The 18,029-nt window shown below is 67.3% G+C and carries 26 protein-coding genes; 24 read left to right on the plus strand and 2 right to left on the minus strand.

Going from position 1 to position 18,029, the window contains the following annotated elements:
* The first annotated feature begins 1 nt into the window (after position 1).
* From A39O_RS0115970 to A39O_RS33810, 17 genes are all read left to right on the plus strand, one after another.
* Positions 2 to 274, plus strand: a complete 273-nt coding sequence (locus A39O_RS0115970) for a hypothetical protein (RefSeq protein WP_020505670.1) — start codon at positions 2 to 4, stop codon at positions 272 to 274.
* Complete coding sequence (locus A39O_RS0115975; RefSeq protein WP_020505671.1) at positions 271 to 768, plus strand: hypothetical protein; 498 nt, start codon at positions 271 to 273, stop codon at positions 766 to 768. The genes A39O_RS0115970 and A39O_RS0115975 overlap by 4 nt, the downstream gene beginning before the upstream one ends.
* Positions 765 to 893 carry a hypothetical protein gene (locus A39O_RS43150; protein WP_020505672.1) on the plus strand — a complete coding sequence of 43 codons (129 nt, stop codon included), beginning with the start codon at positions 765 to 767 and terminating at the stop codon, positions 891 to 893. The genes A39O_RS0115975 and A39O_RS43150 overlap by 4 nt, the downstream gene beginning before the upstream one ends.
* Positions 893 to 1,516 (plus strand): hypothetical protein, encoded by a 624-nt coding sequence (locus A39O_RS36710; RefSeq protein WP_020505673.1) that lies wholly within the window; start codon positions 893 to 895, stop codon positions 1,514 to 1,516. Before A39O_RS43150 ends, A39O_RS36710 begins: the two co-directional genes overlap by 1 nt.
* The gene (locus A39O_RS0115990) at positions 1,513 to 1,797 is read left to right on the plus strand and encodes a hypothetical protein (RefSeq protein WP_020505674.1); all 285 of its coding nucleotides are present in this window, start codon (positions 1,513 to 1,515) and stop codon (positions 1,795 to 1,797) included. The genes A39O_RS36710 and A39O_RS0115990 overlap by 4 nt, the downstream gene beginning before the upstream one ends.
* Positions 1,794 to 2,006 (plus strand): hypothetical protein, encoded by a 213-nt coding sequence (locus tag A39O_RS0115995; protein ID WP_020505675.1) that lies wholly within the window; start codon positions 1,794 to 1,796, stop codon positions 2,004 to 2,006. Before A39O_RS0115990 ends, A39O_RS0115995 begins: the two co-directional genes overlap by 4 nt.
* Entirely contained in the window at positions 1,999 to 2,670 is a 672-nt protein-coding gene (locus tag A39O_RS0116000; RefSeq protein ID WP_020505676.1) for a DUF3164 family protein, read from the plus strand. Before A39O_RS0115995 ends, A39O_RS0116000 begins: the two co-directional genes overlap by 8 nt.
* Positions 2,663 to 2,947: a hypothetical protein gene (locus A39O_RS0116005; RefSeq protein ID WP_020505677.1), complete on the plus strand. Its 285-nt coding sequence runs from the start codon at positions 2,663 to 2,665 to the stop codon at positions 2,945 to 2,947. The genes A39O_RS0116000 and A39O_RS0116005 overlap by 8 nt, the downstream gene beginning before the upstream one ends.
* Complete coding sequence (locus A39O_RS33800) at positions 2,934 to 3,257, plus strand: HU family DNA-binding protein (RefSeq protein WP_083924710.1); 324 nt, start codon at positions 2,934 to 2,936, stop codon at positions 3,255 to 3,257. The genes A39O_RS0116005 and A39O_RS33800 overlap by 14 nt, the downstream gene beginning before the upstream one ends.
* Positions 3,254 to 3,484: a hypothetical protein gene (locus A39O_RS0116015; protein ID WP_020505679.1), complete on the plus strand. Its 231-nt coding sequence runs from the start codon at positions 3,254 to 3,256 to the stop codon at positions 3,482 to 3,484. Before A39O_RS33800 ends, A39O_RS0116015 begins: the two co-directional genes overlap by 4 nt.
* On the plus strand, positions 3,484 to 3,798 hold the full coding sequence (locus A39O_RS0116020; protein WP_020505680.1) for a hypothetical protein: 315 nt from the start codon (positions 3,484 to 3,486) through the stop codon (positions 3,796 to 3,798). Before A39O_RS0116015 ends, A39O_RS0116020 begins: the two co-directional genes overlap by 1 nt.
* On the plus strand, positions 3,795 to 4,925 hold the full coding sequence (locus tag A39O_RS42200; protein ID WP_020505681.1) for a hypothetical protein: 1,131 nt from the start codon (positions 3,795 to 3,797) through the stop codon (positions 4,923 to 4,925). The genes A39O_RS0116020 and A39O_RS42200 overlap by 4 nt, the downstream gene beginning before the upstream one ends.
* Before the next feature lie 25 nt (positions 4,926 to 4,950).
* Complete coding sequence (locus A39O_RS0116030; protein WP_020505682.1) at positions 4,951 to 6,597, plus strand: hypothetical protein; 1,647 nt, start codon at positions 4,951 to 4,953, stop codon at positions 6,595 to 6,597.
* Positions 6,598 to 6,614: 17 nt separating this feature from the next.
* Complete coding sequence (locus A39O_RS0116035; protein ID WP_157640183.1) at positions 6,615 to 7,652, plus strand: AAA family ATPase; 1,038 nt, start codon at positions 6,615 to 6,617, stop codon at positions 7,650 to 7,652.
* Positions 7,645 to 8,193, plus strand: a complete 549-nt coding sequence (locus A39O_RS0116040) for a hypothetical protein (RefSeq protein ID WP_020505684.1) — start codon at positions 7,645 to 7,647, stop codon at positions 8,191 to 8,193. Before A39O_RS0116035 ends, A39O_RS0116040 begins: the two co-directional genes overlap by 8 nt.
* Positions 8,174 to 8,422, plus strand: a complete 249-nt coding sequence (locus tag A39O_RS0116045; protein WP_020505685.1) for a helix-turn-helix domain-containing protein — start codon at positions 8,174 to 8,176, stop codon at positions 8,420 to 8,422. The genes A39O_RS0116040 and A39O_RS0116045 overlap by 20 nt, the downstream gene beginning before the upstream one ends.
* Before the next feature lie 157 nt (positions 8,423 to 8,579).
* Positions 8,580 to 10,190, plus strand: coding sequence for a response regulator (locus tag A39O_RS33810; RefSeq protein ID WP_020505686.1), 1,611 nt, complete (start codon positions 8,580 to 8,582; stop codon positions 10,188 to 10,190).
* Between the two features lie 246 nt (positions 10,191 to 10,436).
* On the opposite strand, the gene A39O_RS0116055 is transcribed toward A39O_RS33810, so the two are convergent.
* Both A39O_RS0116055 and A39O_RS0116060 read right to left on the minus strand, forming a co-directional pair.
* Positions 10,437 to 10,820 carry a nuclear transport factor 2-like protein gene (locus A39O_RS0116055; RefSeq protein ID WP_020505687.1) on the minus strand — a complete coding sequence of 128 codons (384 nt, stop codon included), beginning with the start codon at positions 10,818 to 10,820 and terminating at the stop codon, positions 10,437 to 10,439.
* A 68-nt stretch (positions 10,821 to 10,888) separates the two neighbouring features.
* Complete coding sequence (locus A39O_RS0116060) at positions 10,889 to 11,689, minus strand: lytic transglycosylase domain-containing protein (RefSeq protein WP_020505688.1); 801 nt, start codon at positions 11,687 to 11,689, stop codon at positions 10,889 to 10,891.
* Positions 11,690 to 12,417: 728 nt separating this feature from the next.
* Between A39O_RS0116060 and A39O_RS0116065 the strand changes: the two genes are divergently transcribed.
* Genes A39O_RS0116065 through A39O_RS0116095 form a run of 7 tightly spaced genes read left to right on the plus strand, consistent with a single transcriptional unit; the run spans position 12,418 to position 18,020 of the window.
* A complete protein-coding gene (locus A39O_RS0116065; RefSeq protein WP_020505689.1) occupies positions 12,418 to 12,951 on the plus strand; it encodes a SoxR reducing system RseC family protein in 534 nt (177 codons plus the stop codon).
* 44 nt (positions 12,952 to 12,995) lie between these two features.
* Entirely contained in the window at positions 12,996 to 13,577 is a 582-nt protein-coding gene (rsxA, locus tag A39O_RS0116070; RefSeq protein WP_020505690.1) for an electron transport complex subunit RsxA, read from the plus strand.
* A 13-nt stretch (positions 13,578 to 13,590) separates the two neighbouring features.
* Entirely contained in the window at positions 13,591 to 14,169 is a 579-nt protein-coding gene (locus tag A39O_RS0116075) for an RnfABCDGE type electron transport complex subunit B (RefSeq protein ID WP_020505691.1), read from the plus strand.
* 23 nt (positions 14,170 to 14,192) lie between these two features.
* Complete coding sequence (gene rsxC / locus A39O_RS0116080; RefSeq protein WP_020505692.1) at positions 14,193 to 15,650, plus strand: electron transport complex subunit RsxC; 1,458 nt, start codon at positions 14,193 to 14,195, stop codon at positions 15,648 to 15,650.
* On the plus strand, positions 15,647 to 16,750 hold the full coding sequence (locus tag A39O_RS0116085) for an RnfABCDGE type electron transport complex subunit D (protein ID WP_020505693.1): 1,104 nt from the start codon (positions 15,647 to 15,649) through the stop codon (positions 16,748 to 16,750). The genes rsxC and A39O_RS0116085 overlap by 4 nt, the downstream gene beginning before the upstream one ends.
* Complete coding sequence (rsxG, locus tag A39O_RS0116090; protein ID WP_020505694.1) at positions 16,747 to 17,346, plus strand: electron transport complex subunit RsxG; 600 nt, start codon at positions 16,747 to 16,749, stop codon at positions 17,344 to 17,346. Before A39O_RS0116085 ends, rsxG begins: the two co-directional genes overlap by 4 nt.
* Positions 17,346 to 18,020 (plus strand): electron transport complex subunit E, encoded by a 675-nt coding sequence (locus tag A39O_RS0116095; RefSeq protein WP_020505695.1) that lies wholly within the window; start codon positions 17,346 to 17,348, stop codon positions 18,018 to 18,020. The genes rsxG and A39O_RS0116095 overlap by 1 nt, the downstream gene beginning before the upstream one ends.
* Positions 18,021 to 18,029: the final 9 nt, after the last annotated feature.

Here is an 18,029-nt window from a genome sequence, read left to right on the forward strand (position 1 = left end):
CATGCGCCAGATCCCCGCTCCCACCCCCGCCGCCCCGCTGTCGCCCGCCGCGGCCGACTGCCTCATGGCCTGCATCGCCCTCTCACGCGCCGGCTGCACCCTGCTGGCCGCGCACTGTCACGACCAGCGCCCGGTCATCGTCGTCGACCGCCGCCCGGCCGCGCTCACCTTGCAGCCCGGCACCCTGCGGCTGGACGCCCACAGTGCCGACTATCACGCCGCCTTCGGCCCGGTGCAGATCGCCTGGACCGAGCCGCGCCGAGGTGCCGCATGAACCGCATGCCCCGCTGGACCCCGCAAGAAGACGCCGTGCTCATCGCCCTGTCTGCCGGTGCGCCGCTCACCGAGCGCACCGCCAAGACGGCCATGCTCGCCGCCGGCTACGACCGCACCGGCAAGGCGATCATGGCGCGGGCACGTCAGATCAACATCCCAACGAAGAGCAGCGGGGACCCTTGGACCCCGGCCGAAGACGCCCTCTTGCGGGCCGTGCTGGCCACCGGCGCATCGCCCTTCGGCCCGGCCATCGTCGCCGCCCTGGCCGCGGCCGGCGTCCACCGGACCATCAAAGCGATCGGCGCGCGCTACTACCGCCTGGCATGGATGGATGCGCATGGGCAGCCAACGCGGCCGGCCCGCCCCGCGCCCGCCGCTCCCGCCCAGCCGCCCAGCCGTGCCGCCACGCTCGCCCGCGACTTCCGCCTGATCACCGCGGTCATCAACCGGGTCTTTGTGCCCCAAGTGCACACCGGGGAGGCCGCGGCATGAGCGCCACCCTTTGGCTGCTGCTGAGCCTCGCGCCGCTGGCCCTGGCGTTGTTCATCCTCACCCGCGCCCGTCACGCGGTGCGCGCCGATCAGGATGAACATCGCCACCTGCGGGGGATCGGCTGATGGCGCCCCTCATTGGCACCTGTCCGCGCTGTCACGGCGCCGCCCCCATCGGCGCCTTCCTGACCCACGACGGCGCGCGCACTGCCTGGGACCTGCTGGTCGCGCGCCTCGCCGCGCACCCGGCGCTGCTCACCCGCGTGCTGCCCTACCTGGACCTGCACGCGCCCGTAGAGCACACCATGCACTGGCCCAAGGCCGCGCGCCTGATCGGGGAACTGGTCGACCTCATCCTCGCCCCCACCGTGCGCGGTCCGGCCGGCCCGCTGCCGATTACCCCCGCGCACTGGGCCTTAGCCATGGACGCCGCGGCCGACGCGCACCAAGCCGGCACCCTGCGCGTGCCGTTGCCCGATGGCTTCGGCTGGCTCAAGACGGTGGCCGCCGCCAAGGCCGCGGACCCGGCCGCCGCGCTCGCGCTGGCCGCCCTGGCCGCCGCCACACCAGCACCCGGCGCCATGCCGCCGCCCGCGCCCGTGGCCGACCTGCGCGAGTTGCGCGCCGACCTCGCCGCCCTGCGCCAACTGGAGCGCTACAACCCCAACACCCACACCGCGGCCATTGCCGATCTGGAGACGCGCATCGCCGCACTCACCAAGACCCTGTGGGGCGAGGCCGCGCCATGACGACCATTGATGACCTGATCCGCCTGGCCGGCATCGCCATCGGCTGCGAAGGCTTTGGCGCCGGCCTCACGCTGATCATCCCGCCGGACTGCCGCGCCGTGCCCGGCTTCCCGCTCGGCCAAGTGCTGACCGAGACCAGCGCCGGCACGCACGTCCGCTATCCCGCGCGGCACCTGGTGGCCTGGTGCGCCGCGCATCACGACCCGGCGGACCGCACCGCGGCCGTCTTTCACGAACCCCTCAGCCTGAGCCTGAGCATGAGCATGAGCAGTTGCCTATGACCACGTTTCTCCCCTCGGCGCAGTGGCGCCGCCGCTCCCTGGCCCAGGAACTGGCCAGCGTCAATCACGCGCTGCGCCAACTGGCCCGGGCGGTGCGCGCCCGGCCCGACCTGGCGGCGCTGGTGACCCCGGTCGCCACCCATGCCGCGCACACCGTTGACCATCACACCCGCTGCTTGAGCAGCCTTGAGGAAACGCACTATGTCTGACCAGAACCCCGTCCAGCCCCTGGCCGCCATCCCCGCCGGCTACCTCGCCGACGCGCAAGATCGCCTGGTGTTCGAGGGCAACATCCCCGATGCCGAGCGCCTGCGCAATGCGCTGGTCACCGACCTCATCGCCCAGGTGCGCACCGCCCATGCCGACCTGGCCGCGCTCAAGGCGCAGTTGCTCAGCCGGGTGGCCGAGCATGTCGCCCTGGTCGCCAGCGACTACAACGTCGACATCACCGGCACCAGCGGCAACTGCGTACTGATCAGTTACAACGGCCGCGCCAAGATCGAGCGCATCAGCGCCGACCGCATCGTGGTCGGTGAGCAGATCCACGCCGCCGAGGCCCTGGTGCGTGAGTACCTGGCCGATGCGACGCGCGAAGCCGGCCCGGCCTTGGTCGCCATCGTCGACCGTGCCTTCCGTCGCAACGTCAAGACCGGCCAACTCAACGTCGCCCGGTTGCTGGACTTCGTCGCCGTCAAGATCGACGACCAGCGCTGGAAGAACGCCCAGCAAGCCATCCGCGACTCACTCCAGGCCCAGGGCAGCACCACCTACTTCCGCGCCTACGAGCGGGCCGACGCCACCCAACCCTGGCAGCAAGTGCCGCTCGACTTCTCGATCATCAGTCCGGCCGCCCCGGAGGCTCCCCATGCCTAACCTCTGCCTGCTGCCGAACGTGGACTTCCTGCACCACGGCCCCAGCCCGGTCGATCAGCCATTCCGCGACTACCGGCCGCGCTATCCGGCCGGTTTCTCGCTGCGCGACTTGGCGCCGCTGCCCGACGCCACCCTCAAAGCGCAGCCGGCCACCGGGGGCGCTGCCACCCAACTGCCGCCCGGCGCCCACTCGCGCGACTGGGGCAAATCGGACGACATCCGCCACACCAACAACGCGCTGTTCCGTCGCCCGGAGACCACCGATGGCAACCCCTAAGGCCCCCATGCTCGGCTACACCGAACTCGTCGAACAACTCGCCGAGATCACCCAAACCCCGCGCACCCGCGTGCACCTGATCCTGGACGCCCTGGCGCTGCTGGCCGGCGATGAACTCGGCCAGGGCCGCCGCGTGCGCATCAAGGGCCTCGGCATCCTGTCGGCGAAGGACACCCCGGCCCGCACTGGCCAGGGTCCGAACGGCCAGCCCTACAGCGTCCCGGCGCGTCGTCGCGTCGTGCTGCGCGCCGATCAGGCGTTGACGCGGGCGGTTGAAGTCGTGGTGGAGACCCCGGAGGCCGCACCATGACGGACGCCCCCCTGACGGCGTTCACCATCGGCGCCCGGCATGTCATGCGGCTGCTGGCCCAACGCGAAAGCCGCGTGCTGGTCGAGACCGACCCCGCGCTCCCCGGCGCCGCCCGCTGGCTCGACCAGTTGGACGCGTTCGACCGCGAACTCATCGAAACCTATACCGGACTGGTCGCGCTCTATAAGGCAGACCTCCAGTCAGCGACCGCGCCGGAGGACCGCTGATGGCCACCGACACCCCCACCGACCTCGCGCCCCCCGCCCGCGACTACCAGAGCGAGCCGCAGCAAGTGGTGCTGACGCTCATCAGCGCCCTGCTCGACACCTGGCCCGAGCCGCAGACCCCGAGCACCCTGGCCGCGCGCACCGGTTACAGCCGCGACCAGTGCTATCGGGGTCTCAAGAACCTGGCGCTTGCCCGCCAGGCCGATGAAAGCCCCGCCGGCTGGACCATCGGCCCGGTCCTCACCACCGCGGCCGAGCGCATCCGCCAGCGCACCGCGGCCCTGTTGACCACCTATCTCGGGAGAGCCGCATGAGCATCACTCAGGCCGCCATCGACGCCGGCATCATCGACGGCGAGATCGTCGCCGGCAGCGCCGGAACCGCGTTGCCCGAAGGGCCGGCCCTGCGCACGCGCTATGTCGATCCGGAGAACCCCGCCAATGTCTACGACGGCGGCATCCTGCCGGAGTGGATGCGCACCAAGATGCAGGAGCAAGGGTATAACCCCAACGCCCCCGCCGATCGCGAGGCGTTCAAGGCCAACTATCTCAGCGGCCCCGTCCGCGGTCGGCGTCGCACCCCCCGCGAACCCCTGACCGATGCCGAGCGCACCCGCGCCGAAGAGGACGCCTCAATCGCCGAGATCGAGCGCACCGGCACCGCCCTGGTAACTGCCGGCCCCGGCACGGACTTGGTCCCCGCGGCCATGGACGGCGAATGGATCAGCCGCGAGGCGCAACTGGCCACCCTGGAGCGTGAGGCCGACGACGCCCGCGCTGCGATCGTCCATGCCCATTACGAATACGGGACCATCCTGCGCAAGTACCGCGGCCTTTGCGACGCTGACGACCTCCGCTTCCGCGATTTCTTGGAGCGTCAAGGTCTGAGCCGCTCCACCGCCTATGGCTTGATCCAAGTGGCAGATGCGGTCGATGAAAACCCCGCCTTGCGCCATTTGGCCGCCAACCAATACTGCAAGGTCCTCTCCCTCATCCAGGGCATCAGCGGCGATGATCTCGCCAAGGTCGTCGACGGCACCCACCCCACACTCACCCTCGACGAGGTGGAACTGATGCCGGTGCGCAAGCTCAAGGACGAACTGCGCCGCCGCAGGACCGACACCCAGCGCATCGTCGCCGAAGAGACCAAGACCCTGCGCAGCGAGAACGACGCCCTGCGCGACGACCTCGCTCAAGCCCATGCCGCGCTCGACGGCGATGTGGCCCAAGCCCGCAAAACCGCCCGCGCCCTGCGCGAAGCCGTCCAGACCCTGGCCGAGACCGCCGACCGCCTCATCGACCAGCTCGCCCCGCTGCCGAGCGGCGATCTGCGCGGCCTGCGCCTGGATCTGGAATCCTGCATCAGCAGCGGCTCCATCCGCCTCAAGGACCTCTGGGCCAACTGGCAAGACCGCGTGCTCGACCTGGGCTTGGACGACTGACCTGGAACCTCGCGGAGCAGCAGCAATGGCCATCGATCCAACGGCGGTCCGGCTCGCGCTGGCCGAATGGACGGCCGCGCCCCCCAAGGGGCGCACCGCCATCGCGGATCAGCTCGCGGCCCGGTTGGGCTGCAGCCGCGCCACCCTGTATCGCGCGTTCGCGGCGGTCGGCCACGCCGGCCCCGCGCACCCGCGCCAGGCCAAATTCCCCGAACGCGGCGCCTGGGCCGACACCCTTGCCGCGCTCACCCTCAAAGCCCCGGTCGGCACCATCCCGCTCGACCTGTGCCTGGAAGCCGCCCTGCGCGATGGCCTGCTGCCGCCCGCCGCCGGCCAGGTCCGCGTCAACGAATACGCCCGCCTGATCCGCGAGCGCGGCTATCGCCAGACCGAACAGCGCGGCCGCCGGCTCAGCGCCGAATACCCCATGCAGGCGGTGCAGTTCGATGCCACGACGTCGCGGTCATTCCGCGTGCTGCGCCAGCTCGACGACGGCGATCGGCTGTTGGCACTCTGGCACCGCCCGGACCCGGCCAGCGGCTACAAGAACAAACCCCTGGGCGAAGACCGCGAGCGCCTCGTCATCTATGGTCAGTGGGACATGTGCACCGGCTATCGCCACGCCCGCGCCCGCGCCGCCCTGGGCGAGTCCGGCCTGGATGCGATGGACTATCTGGTCGCCAGTTGGGTCGGCAGCGACGACCCGCGCGACCCCTTCCGCGGCAAGCCCGAAGACCTCTGGTGCGACCAGGGCCCGCTGGTGAAATACCCCGCCACGCGCGACCTCCTGGAGCGACTGGACGTGCATGTGGAAGTCGGCAAGCCCTACCAGCACACCCGCCAGAGCGGCATCGAAAACACCTGGCGCAACGTGTGGGCGCGCTTCGAGAACCAATTCTTCCTGCGCACCCACAAAGGGGAAAAATTTACCCTTCGCCTGTCGGAGTACTCCGCCGAACTGGCCGAATACCTGGTGGAGATCAACGCCAAGCCCGCGCGCGGCGATACCCACCTCAGCCGCCGTGATGCCTGGGTCCGCGGCATCAATCGCGAGGGCGGTCTGCGCCCGTGCCCGGCCGACGCCCTGGAGACCCTGGCCACCGAGGTCTATCGCACGCTCGATTCCTGCGGGGTTTTCAGTTGGGCTAGTGTCGAGTACGAAGTGCCCAAGTGGCACAGCCGCAAGATCATCGCCCGCCGCGCGCTCGACGGTTCCGACCGCGTCATCATCGAAATCCCCGAGACCGGCGAACGCGTCGCCGCGGAACTGCACCGGCCGCTGGCTTACGGCACGTTCAAAGGACAGCCCCCCGAACTGCCGGCCGAGCGCGCCAAGGTGCGCGGCGCCGACCTGATCTGTGCCACCCCCCACTTCGGGCCGGCCACCGCCGAGGCCCCCAACGTGGTCCACCTGCCGCCGCGCGCCAAGCCCGTCGCGGACCTGCCGGACCCGTTGGAGATCAGCCCCAGCTATCGCAACCTGGCCGACGCCATGCAAACCCTGCGCACCATCTACACCGGGCCGCTGGACCCACTCCAGCAACAACTCGTCGAGCAGGTTGTGATTGGGTCCGGGCTCAACCGCACCGCCGTCCGCGATCTTGCCCTGCAACTCACCACCCTGGCGGCGGCGCCCGCCGCGCCCGTCCGCCCAACCCTGTCCATCGTTTGACCCACCAGAGCACCACCATGAGCCGCATCCTCACCCGTCTAGGCCTTTCCCTTCCCGCCGATCCGTGGTCACGTGTCAGCCTGCGCACCGCCGATCAGGCCCGCGTCGACGACCTGGTGCGGGCCACCGTGCGCACCCGCGACCGCGCTGGCCGCCGCACCCCGCCCGCCCTCATCCAGATCCTGGGCGAGCGCGGTGCGGGCAAGTCCAGCGCCGTCGCCACCGCCCTCGAAGGCCAGCGCACCACCGACCGGCACGGGCAGCCCGAAGCCCCGCACTGGGTCTATGTGCAGCGCCTCTATAAGGAGCGCATCACCATCTCAGATATTGAAATGGCCATCCTCACCGACCTGCCGCGACCCGCGTCCGAGCGCATCGCCACCCGCGGCGAAATCCGCTCGCGCCAACTCGCCCGCTGCCTCGGCCAAGCCGACCGCACCGGCCCCGTCGTCGTCGTGCTGGAAGAGACCCACCGCTACCACCACGCCACCATCAGCGCGCTCAAGAGCCTGCGCGAGCTGCGTCACGGCGTCGATGACCGGCTGTGCGGCGTCATTCTGATTGGGCAGCGTGACACCCTCGCCGGCAATGCCGAGATCGCGCTACGCAGTGACACCATGGATATGCAAGGCTTACTGCCTGCCGAGATCGCCCAGGCCGTGGAACTGGCCCTGGGTCCGGTCTGCACCCCCGCGGCCCGCGAGGTCTTCAGCCAGTGTGGGGACTGCCGCAACTGGCTCACCCTGCAAGATCGTGTCGATCAGGCCCTGGGCCTGGCCCAAGCTGCGGGGCGCCGCGCCATCGACCAGACCGATGCCATCCGCGTCACCCACAGCGGCCTGCGCGAACTCGCCAAGGCCGCCCAGGTCACCAACGTCCAGATCGCCGCCCACCTCAAGGAAGCCACCGGCCGCCACGTCTCCGACAGCCAAGTCTCGCGCATCTTGAGTGGCGAACGCAGCGACCCCGCCGCCCAACAGAGCATCACGGACTTCCTGCTGGCCCAGACCAACAGCGCCGCGCCCGCGGCCGTCGCCGGAGGCCACCATGGCTAAAAGCGTCGCACCACCGCGCACCGACACGGCCGCCCCCGCCACCCGCAAGCAGATCGCCGCGTTGCATACCCAGCGCACCCGGCTCGGTTTGGACGAGGCCACCTACCGCCGCGCCCTGGCCAACTACCGCTGCACCCTCACCGCGCCGACCGGACCGCGCCCGGTCGGAGAGGACTGGCCCGCGCTCGGCGCCCCCTGCACCTCCAGCCTGCATTTGAGCCGCCGGCAAGCCCGCTCCCTCATCACCCGCTGGACCCTCGCCGGGGCCCCCGTCGGCGGCCCTTACAGCGGCAGCCGCGTCGACGCCCAGACCCAAGCCGCGGCCGGAGCGCATCCCCTGCCGACCCCCGCCCAACGCGCCTTCATCGCCCGCCTGGTGGACGAGATCAATTGGCGCACCGCGGACGGCTATCACGGCTGGCTCCAGACCAACCTCCACCAAGACCCCGCCACCGCACCGCGCAGCTACGCGGCGGCCGCAGCCATCATCGAAGGGCTCAAGGGACTCCAGAGACACGGCCATGCCCGGCCCGCGTCCTGACCCCACCATCACCCCCGAACTGACCACCTGGCTGGCTGCTGCCGGCCTTGCGGTCAAGGGCAGCTATCGGGTCGACGAGCTGGCGGTCTTGCTCCAGGTCAGCCGCCGCTGCATCTATCGGATGATCGACCGTGGCGAACTCGACGGAATCACCCTGCGCGACCGCCAACGCCACACCCCCACCCGCATCCCCATTCACTCCGTAGCCTGCCTCCTCGACCGCGACTAAGCCCTGTTGGTGTGGCCAACACTCTGTTGGCCGCCCACCTCCCGCCTACCTCCCGCCCACCCCCTTTTTTCAATTCTTTCGCATTTTTCACCGTTTTCTTTCGCACGCTGGCTGTCTGACGCGGGAACAGGAGCGCATCAGCAACCTCAACCAGGAATTGGAACGCGAGGTACAAGAGCGGCGTGCCGTCGCCGAGGCCCTGGTCCAGGCCAAAGAAGGGGCGGAGTCCGCCAGTCAGGCCAAGAGCCAGTTCGTGGCCAACATGAGCCATGAGATCCGCACCCCCATGAACGGCGTCCTGGGAATGCTGGAGATGCTCACGCAAACCGACCTCAGCACGATCCAGCGCGGCTATGTCGAAATCGCCCGCAATTCGGCCGAAGGTCTGCTGACCGTCATCAATGACATCCTGGACTTCTCCAAGATCGAGGCCGGTAAACTCGACCTGGAATCCATCCCGTTCGATGTGCGCCTGCTGGCGGAAGACGTAGCCGCGCTGTTCAGTGCGAGCGCGCAAAGTCGGCACATCGAGATCGCCTGCTTCGTCGAGCCCAGCGTTTGCAATCGCGTCATCGGGGATCCGACGCGGCTGCGTCAGATCCTGACCAACATTCTGGGCAATGCGGTCAAGTTCACCCCACAGGGAGAGGTGCTGCTGCACGTGAGTGAGTGCCGACACGAACCGACCACCTTGACCCTGTGTTTCGCGATCAGTGACACAGGCATCGGTATCTCGCCGGAACAACAAGGGCGACTCTTCAGCCCATTCGTTCAGGCCGACGGCTCCACCACGCGCCGCTTCGGCGGTTCCGGACTCGGACTCACCATCAGCAAGAACCTGGTGGAGCTGATGGGCGGTACCCTGGAATTGCAGAGTACGCTCGGCCAGGGCTCGCGTTTCCTGATCCGTATCCCCTTCACTCCCCAGGCCGACACGGGTGAGCCGCCACAGGCCGACGGACTGGATGGGCGGCGGATGCTCGCGGTGGACGACCACCCGACCAACCTGGAAATTCTGGGACACTATTTGCGCGGTTGGGGCGTGCACTACGACTGCGTCAGCCGGGCCGCGGAGGCCTTGACGCACCTACGCGCGGCAACGGCGCGCGGCCAGCCCTGCGAGGTCGCCATCCTGGACCTGCAGATGCCGGACATGGACGGTCTGGATCTGGCCCGCACGATCCGGGCGGACCCGCTGATCGCACCGATCCGTCTCGTGCTGCTGAGTTCCGCGGGTCAACCGGCTCCTGAGGACGCCCCCGGGATCGATCTGTCACTCGGTAAGCCGGTACGCTTGTCCCTGCTGCGTGATGCCCTGTTCCAATTGGTCCACGGCCGCACCCCGGAGCCCGCCGCAACGGCCATGGCCGCATCGACCATGAAACAGCTCACCGGTCAGGTCCTGCTGGCAGAGGACAACCCGATCAATCAGAAAGTGGCCTGCGGCATGTTACGCAAGCTGGGATTGACCGTCACGGTAGCGGATAATGGCGCCCAGGCCCTGGACCTGCTTGCCGCCGGTCACTACGACGCGGTGCTGATGGACGTGCAGATGCCGGTGCTCGACGGCTTCGCCGCGACCACCGCGTTGCGCACCAGAGAGCACCGCAACGGCGAACCGCGGGTCCCGGTGATCGCCATGACGGCCAACGCCATGTCGGGTGATCGCGCGCAGTGCCTGGCCGCCGGCATGGACGACTACATCCCCAAACCGGTCAAACTCGCCGAACTGTACCGCACCCTCGCCCAGTGGATCGACGGCGGGTGACACGCCTTGAGAACGCTTCACTAATAACTTACCGTGAAAGTCGCGCAGCGACCCCGTGGGAGCGGCGTCCCGCCGCGATGGGGTCGGGCGTGTCACCGCAGCGTTCGCGATCACCGCGGCACCGCATCGCGGCGGGACGCCGCTCCCACGGGGGCCATTCATCGTCCGGGGTGGCGGATGTTCCTTGCATGGCCGTTAAACAAGTCCATTGGGGGACTCCTTTGGCTTCTCGGTCGTTGTCGTTGTTTACCTTAGTTCTGAATCCTTACTAGGGAAGAGCTCGCGATAGAGCGAGGCATCGAACAGGGCTTCGATGCGTTGGATGCGGCCATGCTCGACGTGCGCCCAATGGGCGACGTCCACCGCCTGTTTCTCCGAGATCTGGATGCGGTAGGTGAGGAAGTGACAGACATCGGGCCCGTCCACAAACACTTTGCGGACCTCAGTCGACTGGATGATGCCGCTTGAGTGGGCAGAATATTGGATCAGGTGATCGGCGCTGTCGCAGCACAAGATGGGGCTGCGGAAACTGAATCCGTGGTCGGCCAGGAGGCCGCGCGCCCGCTCGAAGTCGAAGCACTCGCGGGCGGCAAAAAAGGCTTCAACGACGGCAAGCGGATCGGCGACCACGGGAGGGCTCCAGGTGCGGGTAAACTGTGACGATGTTGCAGGGTTTTCCCGCATTCGTCCAGCACGCTTCAGGGCATCGCCTCCACATCCAGCTCGAACATGGGGCGGCTTTCCGGACCAACCCGGTGTAATGCCGGGTTGAGCGAGCGCAGACTTAAGGTCGGCTTGACCTTCAGCGACAACAGCGAGGGATCCAGGTACCGCTTCAACAGGCGTCGGGCCTGCCCCTTGTTGCGCATCCCGCGCAGTGCGTGGACCTTGGACAAGGCACCCTGGGTCGGTGCGCTCCCGCCCTGACGGCGGTAGTGTTTGATCACCGCCTCAGTGTAGTTGAGGGTTTCCTGGTAGGTTACATTGCTGTTGGTGCGGTCCACCACACCTTCACCGGCGTTGTAGGCCATGATCACCCGCCCGTAGTCGCCCTGGTACTTCTTGAGCAGCCGCTTGAGATGACGGGTCCCGGTCTTGAGGTTGGTCTTGGGGTCGAACAAGGCTTCGTGAGACTTGACGCCGTAGTCGCCGGCCGTCGCCGGCATCACCTGCATCAGCCCCACGGCGCCGACCGGTGAGACCGCATGGGCGTTGAAGTTGGATTCGGCGGCGACGACCGCCCGCACCAACTGCCGCTCGACGCCGAACTCATCCGCCACCGCATCGATCATGGCGCCGACCTGGTCGCGGCTCGGTTTGGCACCACCGGGGGCTCGCGGCAAGGGCGCTCGGGGCACCGACGCTTTGGCGACGGGCGGTTCCGTCTTGGGCTCCGCGGACGTTCCAGCCGAACCGCGGGAATCCGCGTCCACCGCCGCCAGGCCGGCGAACGGCAGCAGCACAAAGAACCCAAGAGTAAGGATCGCGACAGGTTTCATCGTGGCTCCGGCGGATGGGCAAATGGCTCCGATCGGGTCGCTCTGGTCGGGTGAGGGCAGCAGTGGAGTCGGGCGAGTATGACGATAAACCCGTGGCTCACCAATGTCGAGCGTGCGATAGTTAGCGCAGGATTTCAACTGCGTGGAGATGGCGTGGCCGGCTAAAAACAATTAAAAAGATTGATATTTTCAACTTTCCTCATGAACGTTGCGTTGGGGATGCTCGCGGGCAAGATCGTCAGGGCCTAAGACGCGCGTTGCCACCGCTACGTTCACGAACCGACAATCAGCAAAGTAGAACTTTCTTATTTTATTCCGGGCCTTCGGGGCCCGACATAAAACCCTGATTTGAACACTTGAATACCTGAGCGCGCGTCATGCGGTGTCCGTCGGCTGCCACCGCCCGTGTGATCGACGACCATCGCCGCGGCGTCCTGCGAGCGTCCGACGCTGCATCAGGATGTTGCATCTTCCCGGTGGGTCGGCGTAAATTAGGTTTGTGCGCCGCAGCAACCGTGGACGCCCGGCGATCCGGGCTGCTCAGCCCGCCGGGTCCACTCCCCATACCGCTGACATTCCAACCGGCGCCGACGCGTCGCTGTATCCAAAGACGATGGCGCTCATGGCCGCAGTGATATGGTGCCTGACCAGGCGCCCCGGTTCCCCGTGGGCTTGCGGTCCACGGCTGTCGCTCCCGGAGCGGGGCCCTAACCTCAGAGGTCGATTCAGTGGACAGAGACACCGAGGATGATGCAACCGCGTCAGGCCAGGCAACCCTGGTCGAAGGGACGGCCCGGGTGGTGGCGATCGAGGACGGCGTGCCCTGGCTCGAGCCCGAACAGACGACCAGTTGCGGCGGCTGCGCGGCGTCGGGATTGTGCGGCGCGAAAGGGATCGGAACCGCGGCGAGTCAGCTCGCACGCCGCCGCTTTCCCCTCCCGGATGCGCCTCGACTCGTCATCGGTGAGCGCGTGGTGGTCGGTGTCAGCGAGCGCGCCCTGCTCAAGGCGTCGGGTATCGCCTATGCGCTGCCGCTGGTCTTCATGTTCGGCGCCGGCGGCGTGGCACAGTGGCTCGCCGGCAGCGACGGCATCACCATGGTCAGCATGGTAGCAGCACTCGGTGTCGGTTTGATTGCCGTCCGCCGGGGCGGGCAGGCCTTGAGTGCCCGTGGACAACTCGCACCCCGCTTTCTGCGGCGGGCCGGTTTCAATGAGACCTGCCCGACCACCGCACCACTGGCGACCGGGCCCAACGATTAGACCGAACGATCAGAGCAACCGACGAGACCCCAGGGGTTGAAGAGATGCAGGAATACGTCCTTTTGATGGTCGGCGCGGCCTTGGTCAACAATGTGATCCTGGCGCGCTTCCTGGGCCTGTGTTCCTTCATGGGGGTCACCACGCGCGTGGATACCGCCATCGGGATGGGGCTCGCCACCACCTTCGTGATCACCGTCTCGTCGATGGGCAACTGGGCGATCGAGGGCTATTTGCTGGAACCCTACGGGTTGGGCTACCTGCGCACCGTCACTTTCATCCTGGTGATCGCCGGGGCCGTCCAGTTCACTGAAATGACGGTCCGCAAGATCTCCCCGCCGCTGTTCCAGATGCTCGGCATCTATCTGCCGCTCATCACCACCAACTGTGCGGTACTCGGCGTCGCGCTCATCATGGTCGAAACCAAACTGAGCTTCATCGCGGCAACCCTGTTCGCCTTCGCATCCTCGCTCGGCTACAGCCTGGTCATGGTGATCTTCGCCGGGCTGCGCGAACGCCTCGCCTTGTCCGAAGTGCCGCGCTTGTTCGCGGGCCCGCCGATCGGCTTCATCGTCGCCAGCCTCCTGGCCCTGGCATTCCTGGGTTTTTCCGGCATCAACACCAACTGAGGTCTAGCGCATCATGTTACTCGCTGTCGGTAGTCTCACGGCCATCGGCCTTGGTCTGGGTGGCTTATTGGGCGTCGCGGGGCGCCTGCTCGCGGTGGAGGAGAACCCGCTGGAAGCGGAACTCCAGGCGCTGCTGCCCGGTTCGCAGTGCGGACAATGCGGCTTTGTCGGCTGCGCTCAAGCGGCCGCGGCGCTCGCGCGCGGCGAGGCGGCGGTGACCCTGTGCCCGCCGGGCGGCAAGGCGGTCGCGGAGCAACTGGCGAAGCGTCTGGGGGTGCGGGTCGACCTCTCGGCCCACACGAAACGCGTCCCGGCCTATGCCCAGATCGTCGAAGAGTTGTGCATCGGGTGTACCCGCTGTCTCAAAGAATGCTCGGTTGACGGTATCGTGGGTGCCAATAAGCTGATGCACACGGTGGTCAGCGAGGTCTGCCACGGCTGCGGCAAGTGCGCCGCGGTCTGCCCGACCAACGCCATCCGGATGATCGAGATACCCGACACCCTGGCCACCTGGCACTGGCCCAAGCCCGATGCAGCCGCCTTGAGCCGGTCCCGCCGTTCACACCTTGAATCCGGCATGACACCGGCCTGAATGGCCCGACTCTGGAGAAGCGAATGAAGCTGTTCCCGATCCGTGGCGGTATCCATCCGCAATACCGCAAGGAGTTGACCGGCGACTGTGCCATCGAGGCACTGCCGCTGCCGAATCGACTCTACATCCCCTTGCAGCAACACATCGGTGTACCCGCCGAGGTGTTGGTCAGTGAAGGCGATCTGGTCAGCAAAGGCCAGGTCATCGCGCGCCGTCAGGGTCCGGTGTCGGTGAATCAGCATGCCCCGACCTCCGGACGCGTGGCGGCCGTCACCGAGATCCCCGCCCCGCATCCCTCGGGTCTGCCGCAGCCGACGATCGTGATCGAGCCCGACGGCGCCGACACCTGGGGCACGCTGGCCGAACCGATCACCGATCCCTTCGCGGTCGACGCCCAGACGATCGAGGCGCGGGTCGCCGAGTGCGGTATCGTCGGGATGGGCGGCGCCGGTTTCCCCTCCGCGGTCAAGCTGAATCTGGGGATTCGTCACCGCATCGAGACGCTGTTGATCAACGGGGCTGAATGCGAACCCTATTTGACTTGCGATGACCGGGTCATGCGCGAACACGCGGACGAAGTGATCGACGGCGCCCGCATCATGGCTCACGCCCTGCACGCGCCGAAGATCGTGGTGGCGATCGAGGAGAATAAGCCGCAGGCGCTGGCGATCATGACCGCCGCCGCGCAGGCCCACACCAATATGGAAGTGGTCGCGGTCCCGGCAAAATACCCCATGGGGTCCGAACGTCACCTGACCCTGGCCATCACCGGCCGGGAGACCCCCGCGCGCAAGCTCACCGCGGACCTCGGGGTCGTGGTGCACAACGTCGCCACGGCCCGTGCCGTTCACCACGCGGTACGCCATGGCCGCCCCTTGGTGGCCCGCGTGGTGACCGTCAGCGGGCAGGCGATGCGCACCCCCAAGAATGTCGAGGCGCCGATCGGCGCCACGGTGTCCGACCTGATCGCGTTCTGCGGCGGCTTCGCGCAGCGCCCCGAGCGGTTGGTCCAGGGCGGGCCCATGATGGGCGCCCTGTTGCCCGGCACCGATGTCCCGGTGGTCAAGAGCACCTCGGGCATCCTCGCGCTCACCGCCGAAGAGATCAACGACCGGCCTGCCGACCCCTGCGTGCGCTGCGGTTCCTGCGTCGCCATCTGTGCCTGCGGTCTGGTGCCGGTTGAAATCGCCGCCCATGTCCGGCATGACGATCTTGAAGGCGCCGCGCGGCTCGGCCTCATGGACTGTGTGTCCTGCGGCAGTTGCTCCTGGGTCTGTCCCTCGCACATCCCGCTGGTCCATTATTTCAACTACGCGAAAGGGGCTTTGAACGCCCAGGAACGCGAACGCCGCAAGAGCGAGCGGACCAAGACCCTGGTCGAAGCGCGGGCCGCCCGGGTCGAACGGATCGCAGCGCAGCGCGCCGCGAACCTGGCCCGCAAGCCCAAGGCCGCGGTCGGCGCCGAAGAGGTTGGGGCATGATCGGCGAGCCGGCGACCCCTAGCGGGCCCTTTGCCCACACCGCGAATACCGTCCAGCGGACCATGTTCATGGTGCTGCTGGCGTTGACGCCCGCGACCCTGTTCAATCTGTACCTGTTCGGTTGGCCGGCCATTCTGCTGTTCGCCGTCACCGTCGGGGCCTGTGTGGTGGCCGAGGCGGCCTGCCTGGTCCTGGCCGGAAAACCGGTCTCGGCGACTCTCTCGGACGGTTCGGCGATCCTCACCGGCTGGCTGTTGGCCATGACCCTGCCGCCTTGGGCACCCTGGTGGATTGGTGTCCTGGGTGCCATGTTCGCCATTCCGCTCGCCAAGCATGCCTTTGGCGGCCTGGGTCAGAATCTGTTCAACCCGGCCATGGTCGCGCGGGTCGCCTTGCTGGTGTCTTTTCCGGTGGTGATGACCGCCTGGGTCGCACCCCACCCCTTGTTTACGACCGGCTCGCCCACGCTGAACGAGGCCATGACCATCACCTTCGCCGGTGAGACCCCCGACGGCGTGACCGCCGCCACCGCACTCGGCTATGTGAAGACCGAACTCTCGCGCGGCATACCGGTCTCCGAGTCGCTGCAGGAATACGGACGCAGCAGCGCCCTGACCTATGCCCCCGATCTGATGGATCTGGCCACCGGCTTCAAACCGGGCAGTTTAGGGGAGACCTCCGCCGGCCTGATCCTGCTCGGCGGCATCTTCCTGCTGTGGCGACGCGTCATCACCTGGCACATCCCGGTCATGATGATCGGCACCCTGTTCGTGATGGGCACCCTGTTCAATGCCTTCGATCCGACACGGTTCGCTCCCGGATTCTTTCATATCCTGTCCGGATCGGCCATTCTCGGGGCCTTTTTCATCGCCACCGACTATGTGACCTCCCCGGTCACCCAGAAGGGACAACTGGTGTTCGGTTTCGGCGTCGGGCTGCTGACCTGGGTCATTCGCACCTTTGCCGGCTATCCCGAGGGCATGGCCTTTGCCGTCCTGCTGATGAATTCGCTCACCCCCATCATCGATCAGTACACCCGGCCGCGGATGTTCGGCCGCACCCGCAAGGGTGAACCCTTGCCGGTCGAGGGCCAGCGATGAAACAGCGGACACTGATCCATGGCGTCATCCTGGGGCTTTTCTGTCTCGGCTTCGGGCTAGCGCTCGCACTCACCGAGTATGTCACCCACGACGCCATCCTGGCCCGCGCCATGGAAGACCGGCAAAACTCGCTCGGACAGGTGATCCCGACCGCGATCCACGACAACAATCCCGTGGTCGATACCATTCAGATGCAGGACGCCGCCGGCCGGGAACTGACGGTCTACCGGGCACTCAAAGGCGGCCGCGTCACCGGCGTTGCCTTCGAGGTCTTCGGCTCCGGCTATGCCGGCAAGATGAAATTCATGCTCGGCGTCGATGCCGAGGGCCGGGTGCTGGGGGTGCGGGTGCTGAGCCACAAAGAGACCCCCGGACTGGGTGACAAGATCGAGGTGAAGAAGGGCGATTGGATTCTGCAGTTCGCCGGTCTGTCATTGGGTGATCCACCGGCCGAGAAATGGGCGGTGAAAAAAGACGGCGGCCGCTTCGATCAGTTCACCGGGGCCACTATCACACCCCGCGGGACGGTCGCCGCCATTCGCTCCGGGCTCGATTTCTATGCCGCCCACGAGGCGCAACTCTTGGAGGTGAACTGATGGCCACGCCTGGTTACGGCCGGATCGTCCGCGACGGTCTGTGGGAGAACAACGGCGTCCTCGTCATGCTGCTCGGGATGTGCCCGACCATGGCCATGACCGCCACGGCCACCAACGGGTTCGGCATGGGACTGGCCACCGCGGTGGTGATGGCCGCCTCCAGCCTGATGGTGGCGACGTTTCGCAACTACATCACCCGCGAAGTCCGCATCCCCGTTTACATCCTGATCGTGGCGGCCAATGTCACCTTCGTGGACCTGGCGATGAATGCCTATATGCACGAACTCTACAAGGTGCTGGGTCTCTTCATCCCGCTGATCGTCTCCAACTGCCTGCCGTTGGCGCGGCTCGAGTCCTTCGCCTCGCGCGAACCGGTCCTCCCCTCGCTGGTCGATGGGATCTTCATGGGGCTGGGTTTCACCCTGGCGCTCACCCTGATCGGTGCGGTACGCGAGATCCTGGGTTCCGGCACCCTGTTCGCCGACGCCTCCCTGCTGCTGGGACCCGCGTTCAAGGTTGTGGAGATGCGTGTCATGCCGGCCGACATGGGTGTCTTGCTGTTTATCCTGCCGCCCGGCGGGTTCCTGGTCACCGGTCTGATTGTCGTGGGCAAGCGCATGCTCGACATCCGCGCGGGCAAGGGCATCCAGATGGCCGGCGCTCATAGCGTATGAGGACGCGGC

Source organism: Lamprocystis purpurea DSM 4197 (assembly GCF_000379525.1).
Taxonomy (GTDB): Bacteria; Pseudomonadota; Gammaproteobacteria; order Chromatiales; family Chromatiaceae; genus Thiodictyon; species Thiodictyon purpureum.

Bases quoted from the DNA above. Each gene is read 5' to 3' on its own strand.
- A39O_RS0115970 (WP_020505670.1), top strand. From the start codon at position 2: ATGCGCCAGATCCCCGCTCCCACCCCCGCCGCCCCGCTGTCGCCCGCC.
- A39O_RS0115975 (WP_020505671.1), top strand. From the start codon at position 271: ATGAACCGCATGCCCCGCTGGACCCCGCAAGAAGACGCCGTGCTCATC.
- A39O_RS43150 (WP_020505672.1), top strand. From the start codon at position 765: ATGAGCGCCACCCTTTGGCTGCTGCTGAGCCTCGCGCCGCTGGCCCTG.
- A39O_RS36710 (WP_020505673.1), top strand. From the start codon at position 893: ATGGCGCCCCTCATTGGCACCTGTCCGCGCTGTCACGGCGCCGCCCCC.
- A39O_RS0115990 (WP_020505674.1), top strand. From the start codon at position 1,513: ATGACGACCATTGATGACCTGATCCGCCTGGCCGGCATCGCCATCGGC.
- A39O_RS0115995 (WP_020505675.1), top strand. From the start codon at position 1,794: ATGACCACGTTTCTCCCCTCGGCGCAGTGGCGCCGCCGCTCCCTGGCC.
- A39O_RS0116000 (WP_020505676.1), top strand. From the start codon at position 1,999: ATGTCTGACCAGAACCCCGTCCAGCCCCTGGCCGCCATCCCCGCCGGC.
- A39O_RS0116005 (WP_020505677.1), top strand. From the start codon at position 2,663: ATGCCTAACCTCTGCCTGCTGCCGAACGTGGACTTCCTGCACCACGGC.
- A39O_RS33800 (WP_083924710.1), top strand. From the start codon at position 2,934: ATGGCAACCCCTAAGGCCCCCATGCTCGGCTACACCGAACTCGTCGAA.
- A39O_RS0116015 (WP_020505679.1), top strand. From the start codon at position 3,254: ATGACGGACGCCCCCCTGACGGCGTTCACCATCGGCGCCCGGCATGTC.
- A39O_RS0116020 (WP_020505680.1), top strand. From the start codon at position 3,484: ATGGCCACCGACACCCCCACCGACCTCGCGCCCCCCGCCCGCGACTAC.
- A39O_RS42200 (WP_020505681.1), top strand. From the start codon at position 3,795: ATGAGCATCACTCAGGCCGCCATCGACGCCGGCATCATCGACGGCGAG.
- A39O_RS0116030 (WP_020505682.1), top strand. From the start codon at position 4,951: ATGGCCATCGATCCAACGGCGGTCCGGCTCGCGCTGGCCGAATGGACG.
- A39O_RS0116035 (WP_157640183.1), top strand. From the start codon at position 6,615: ATGAGCCGCATCCTCACCCGTCTAGGCCTTTCCCTTCCCGCCGATCCG.
- A39O_RS0116040 (WP_020505684.1), top strand. From the start codon at position 7,645: ATGGCTAAAAGCGTCGCACCACCGCGCACCGACACGGCCGCCCCCGCC.
- A39O_RS0116045 (WP_020505685.1), top strand. From the start codon at position 8,174: ATGCCCGGCCCGCGTCCTGACCCCACCATCACCCCCGAACTGACCACC.
- A39O_RS0116060 (WP_020505688.1), bottom strand. From the start codon at position 11,689: ATGAAACCTGTCGCGATCCTTACTCTTGGGTTCTTTGTGCTGCTGCCG.
- rsxA (WP_020505690.1), top strand. From the start codon at position 12,996: ATGCAGGAATACGTCCTTTTGATGGTCGGCGCGGCCTTGGTCAACAAT.
- A39O_RS0116075 (WP_020505691.1), top strand. From the start codon at position 13,591: ATGTTACTCGCTGTCGGTAGTCTCACGGCCATCGGCCTTGGTCTGGGT.
- rsxC (WP_020505692.1), top strand. From the start codon at position 14,193: ATGAAGCTGTTCCCGATCCGTGGCGGTATCCATCCGCAATACCGCAAG.
- A39O_RS0116085 (WP_020505693.1), top strand. From the start codon at position 15,647: ATGATCGGCGAGCCGGCGACCCCTAGCGGGCCCTTTGCCCACACCGCG.
- rsxG (WP_020505694.1), top strand. From the start codon at position 16,747: ATGAAACAGCGGACACTGATCCATGGCGTCATCCTGGGGCTTTTCTGT.
- A39O_RS0116095 (WP_020505695.1), top strand. From the start codon at position 17,346: ATGGCCACGCCTGGTTACGGCCGGATCGTCCGCGACGGTCTGTGGGAG.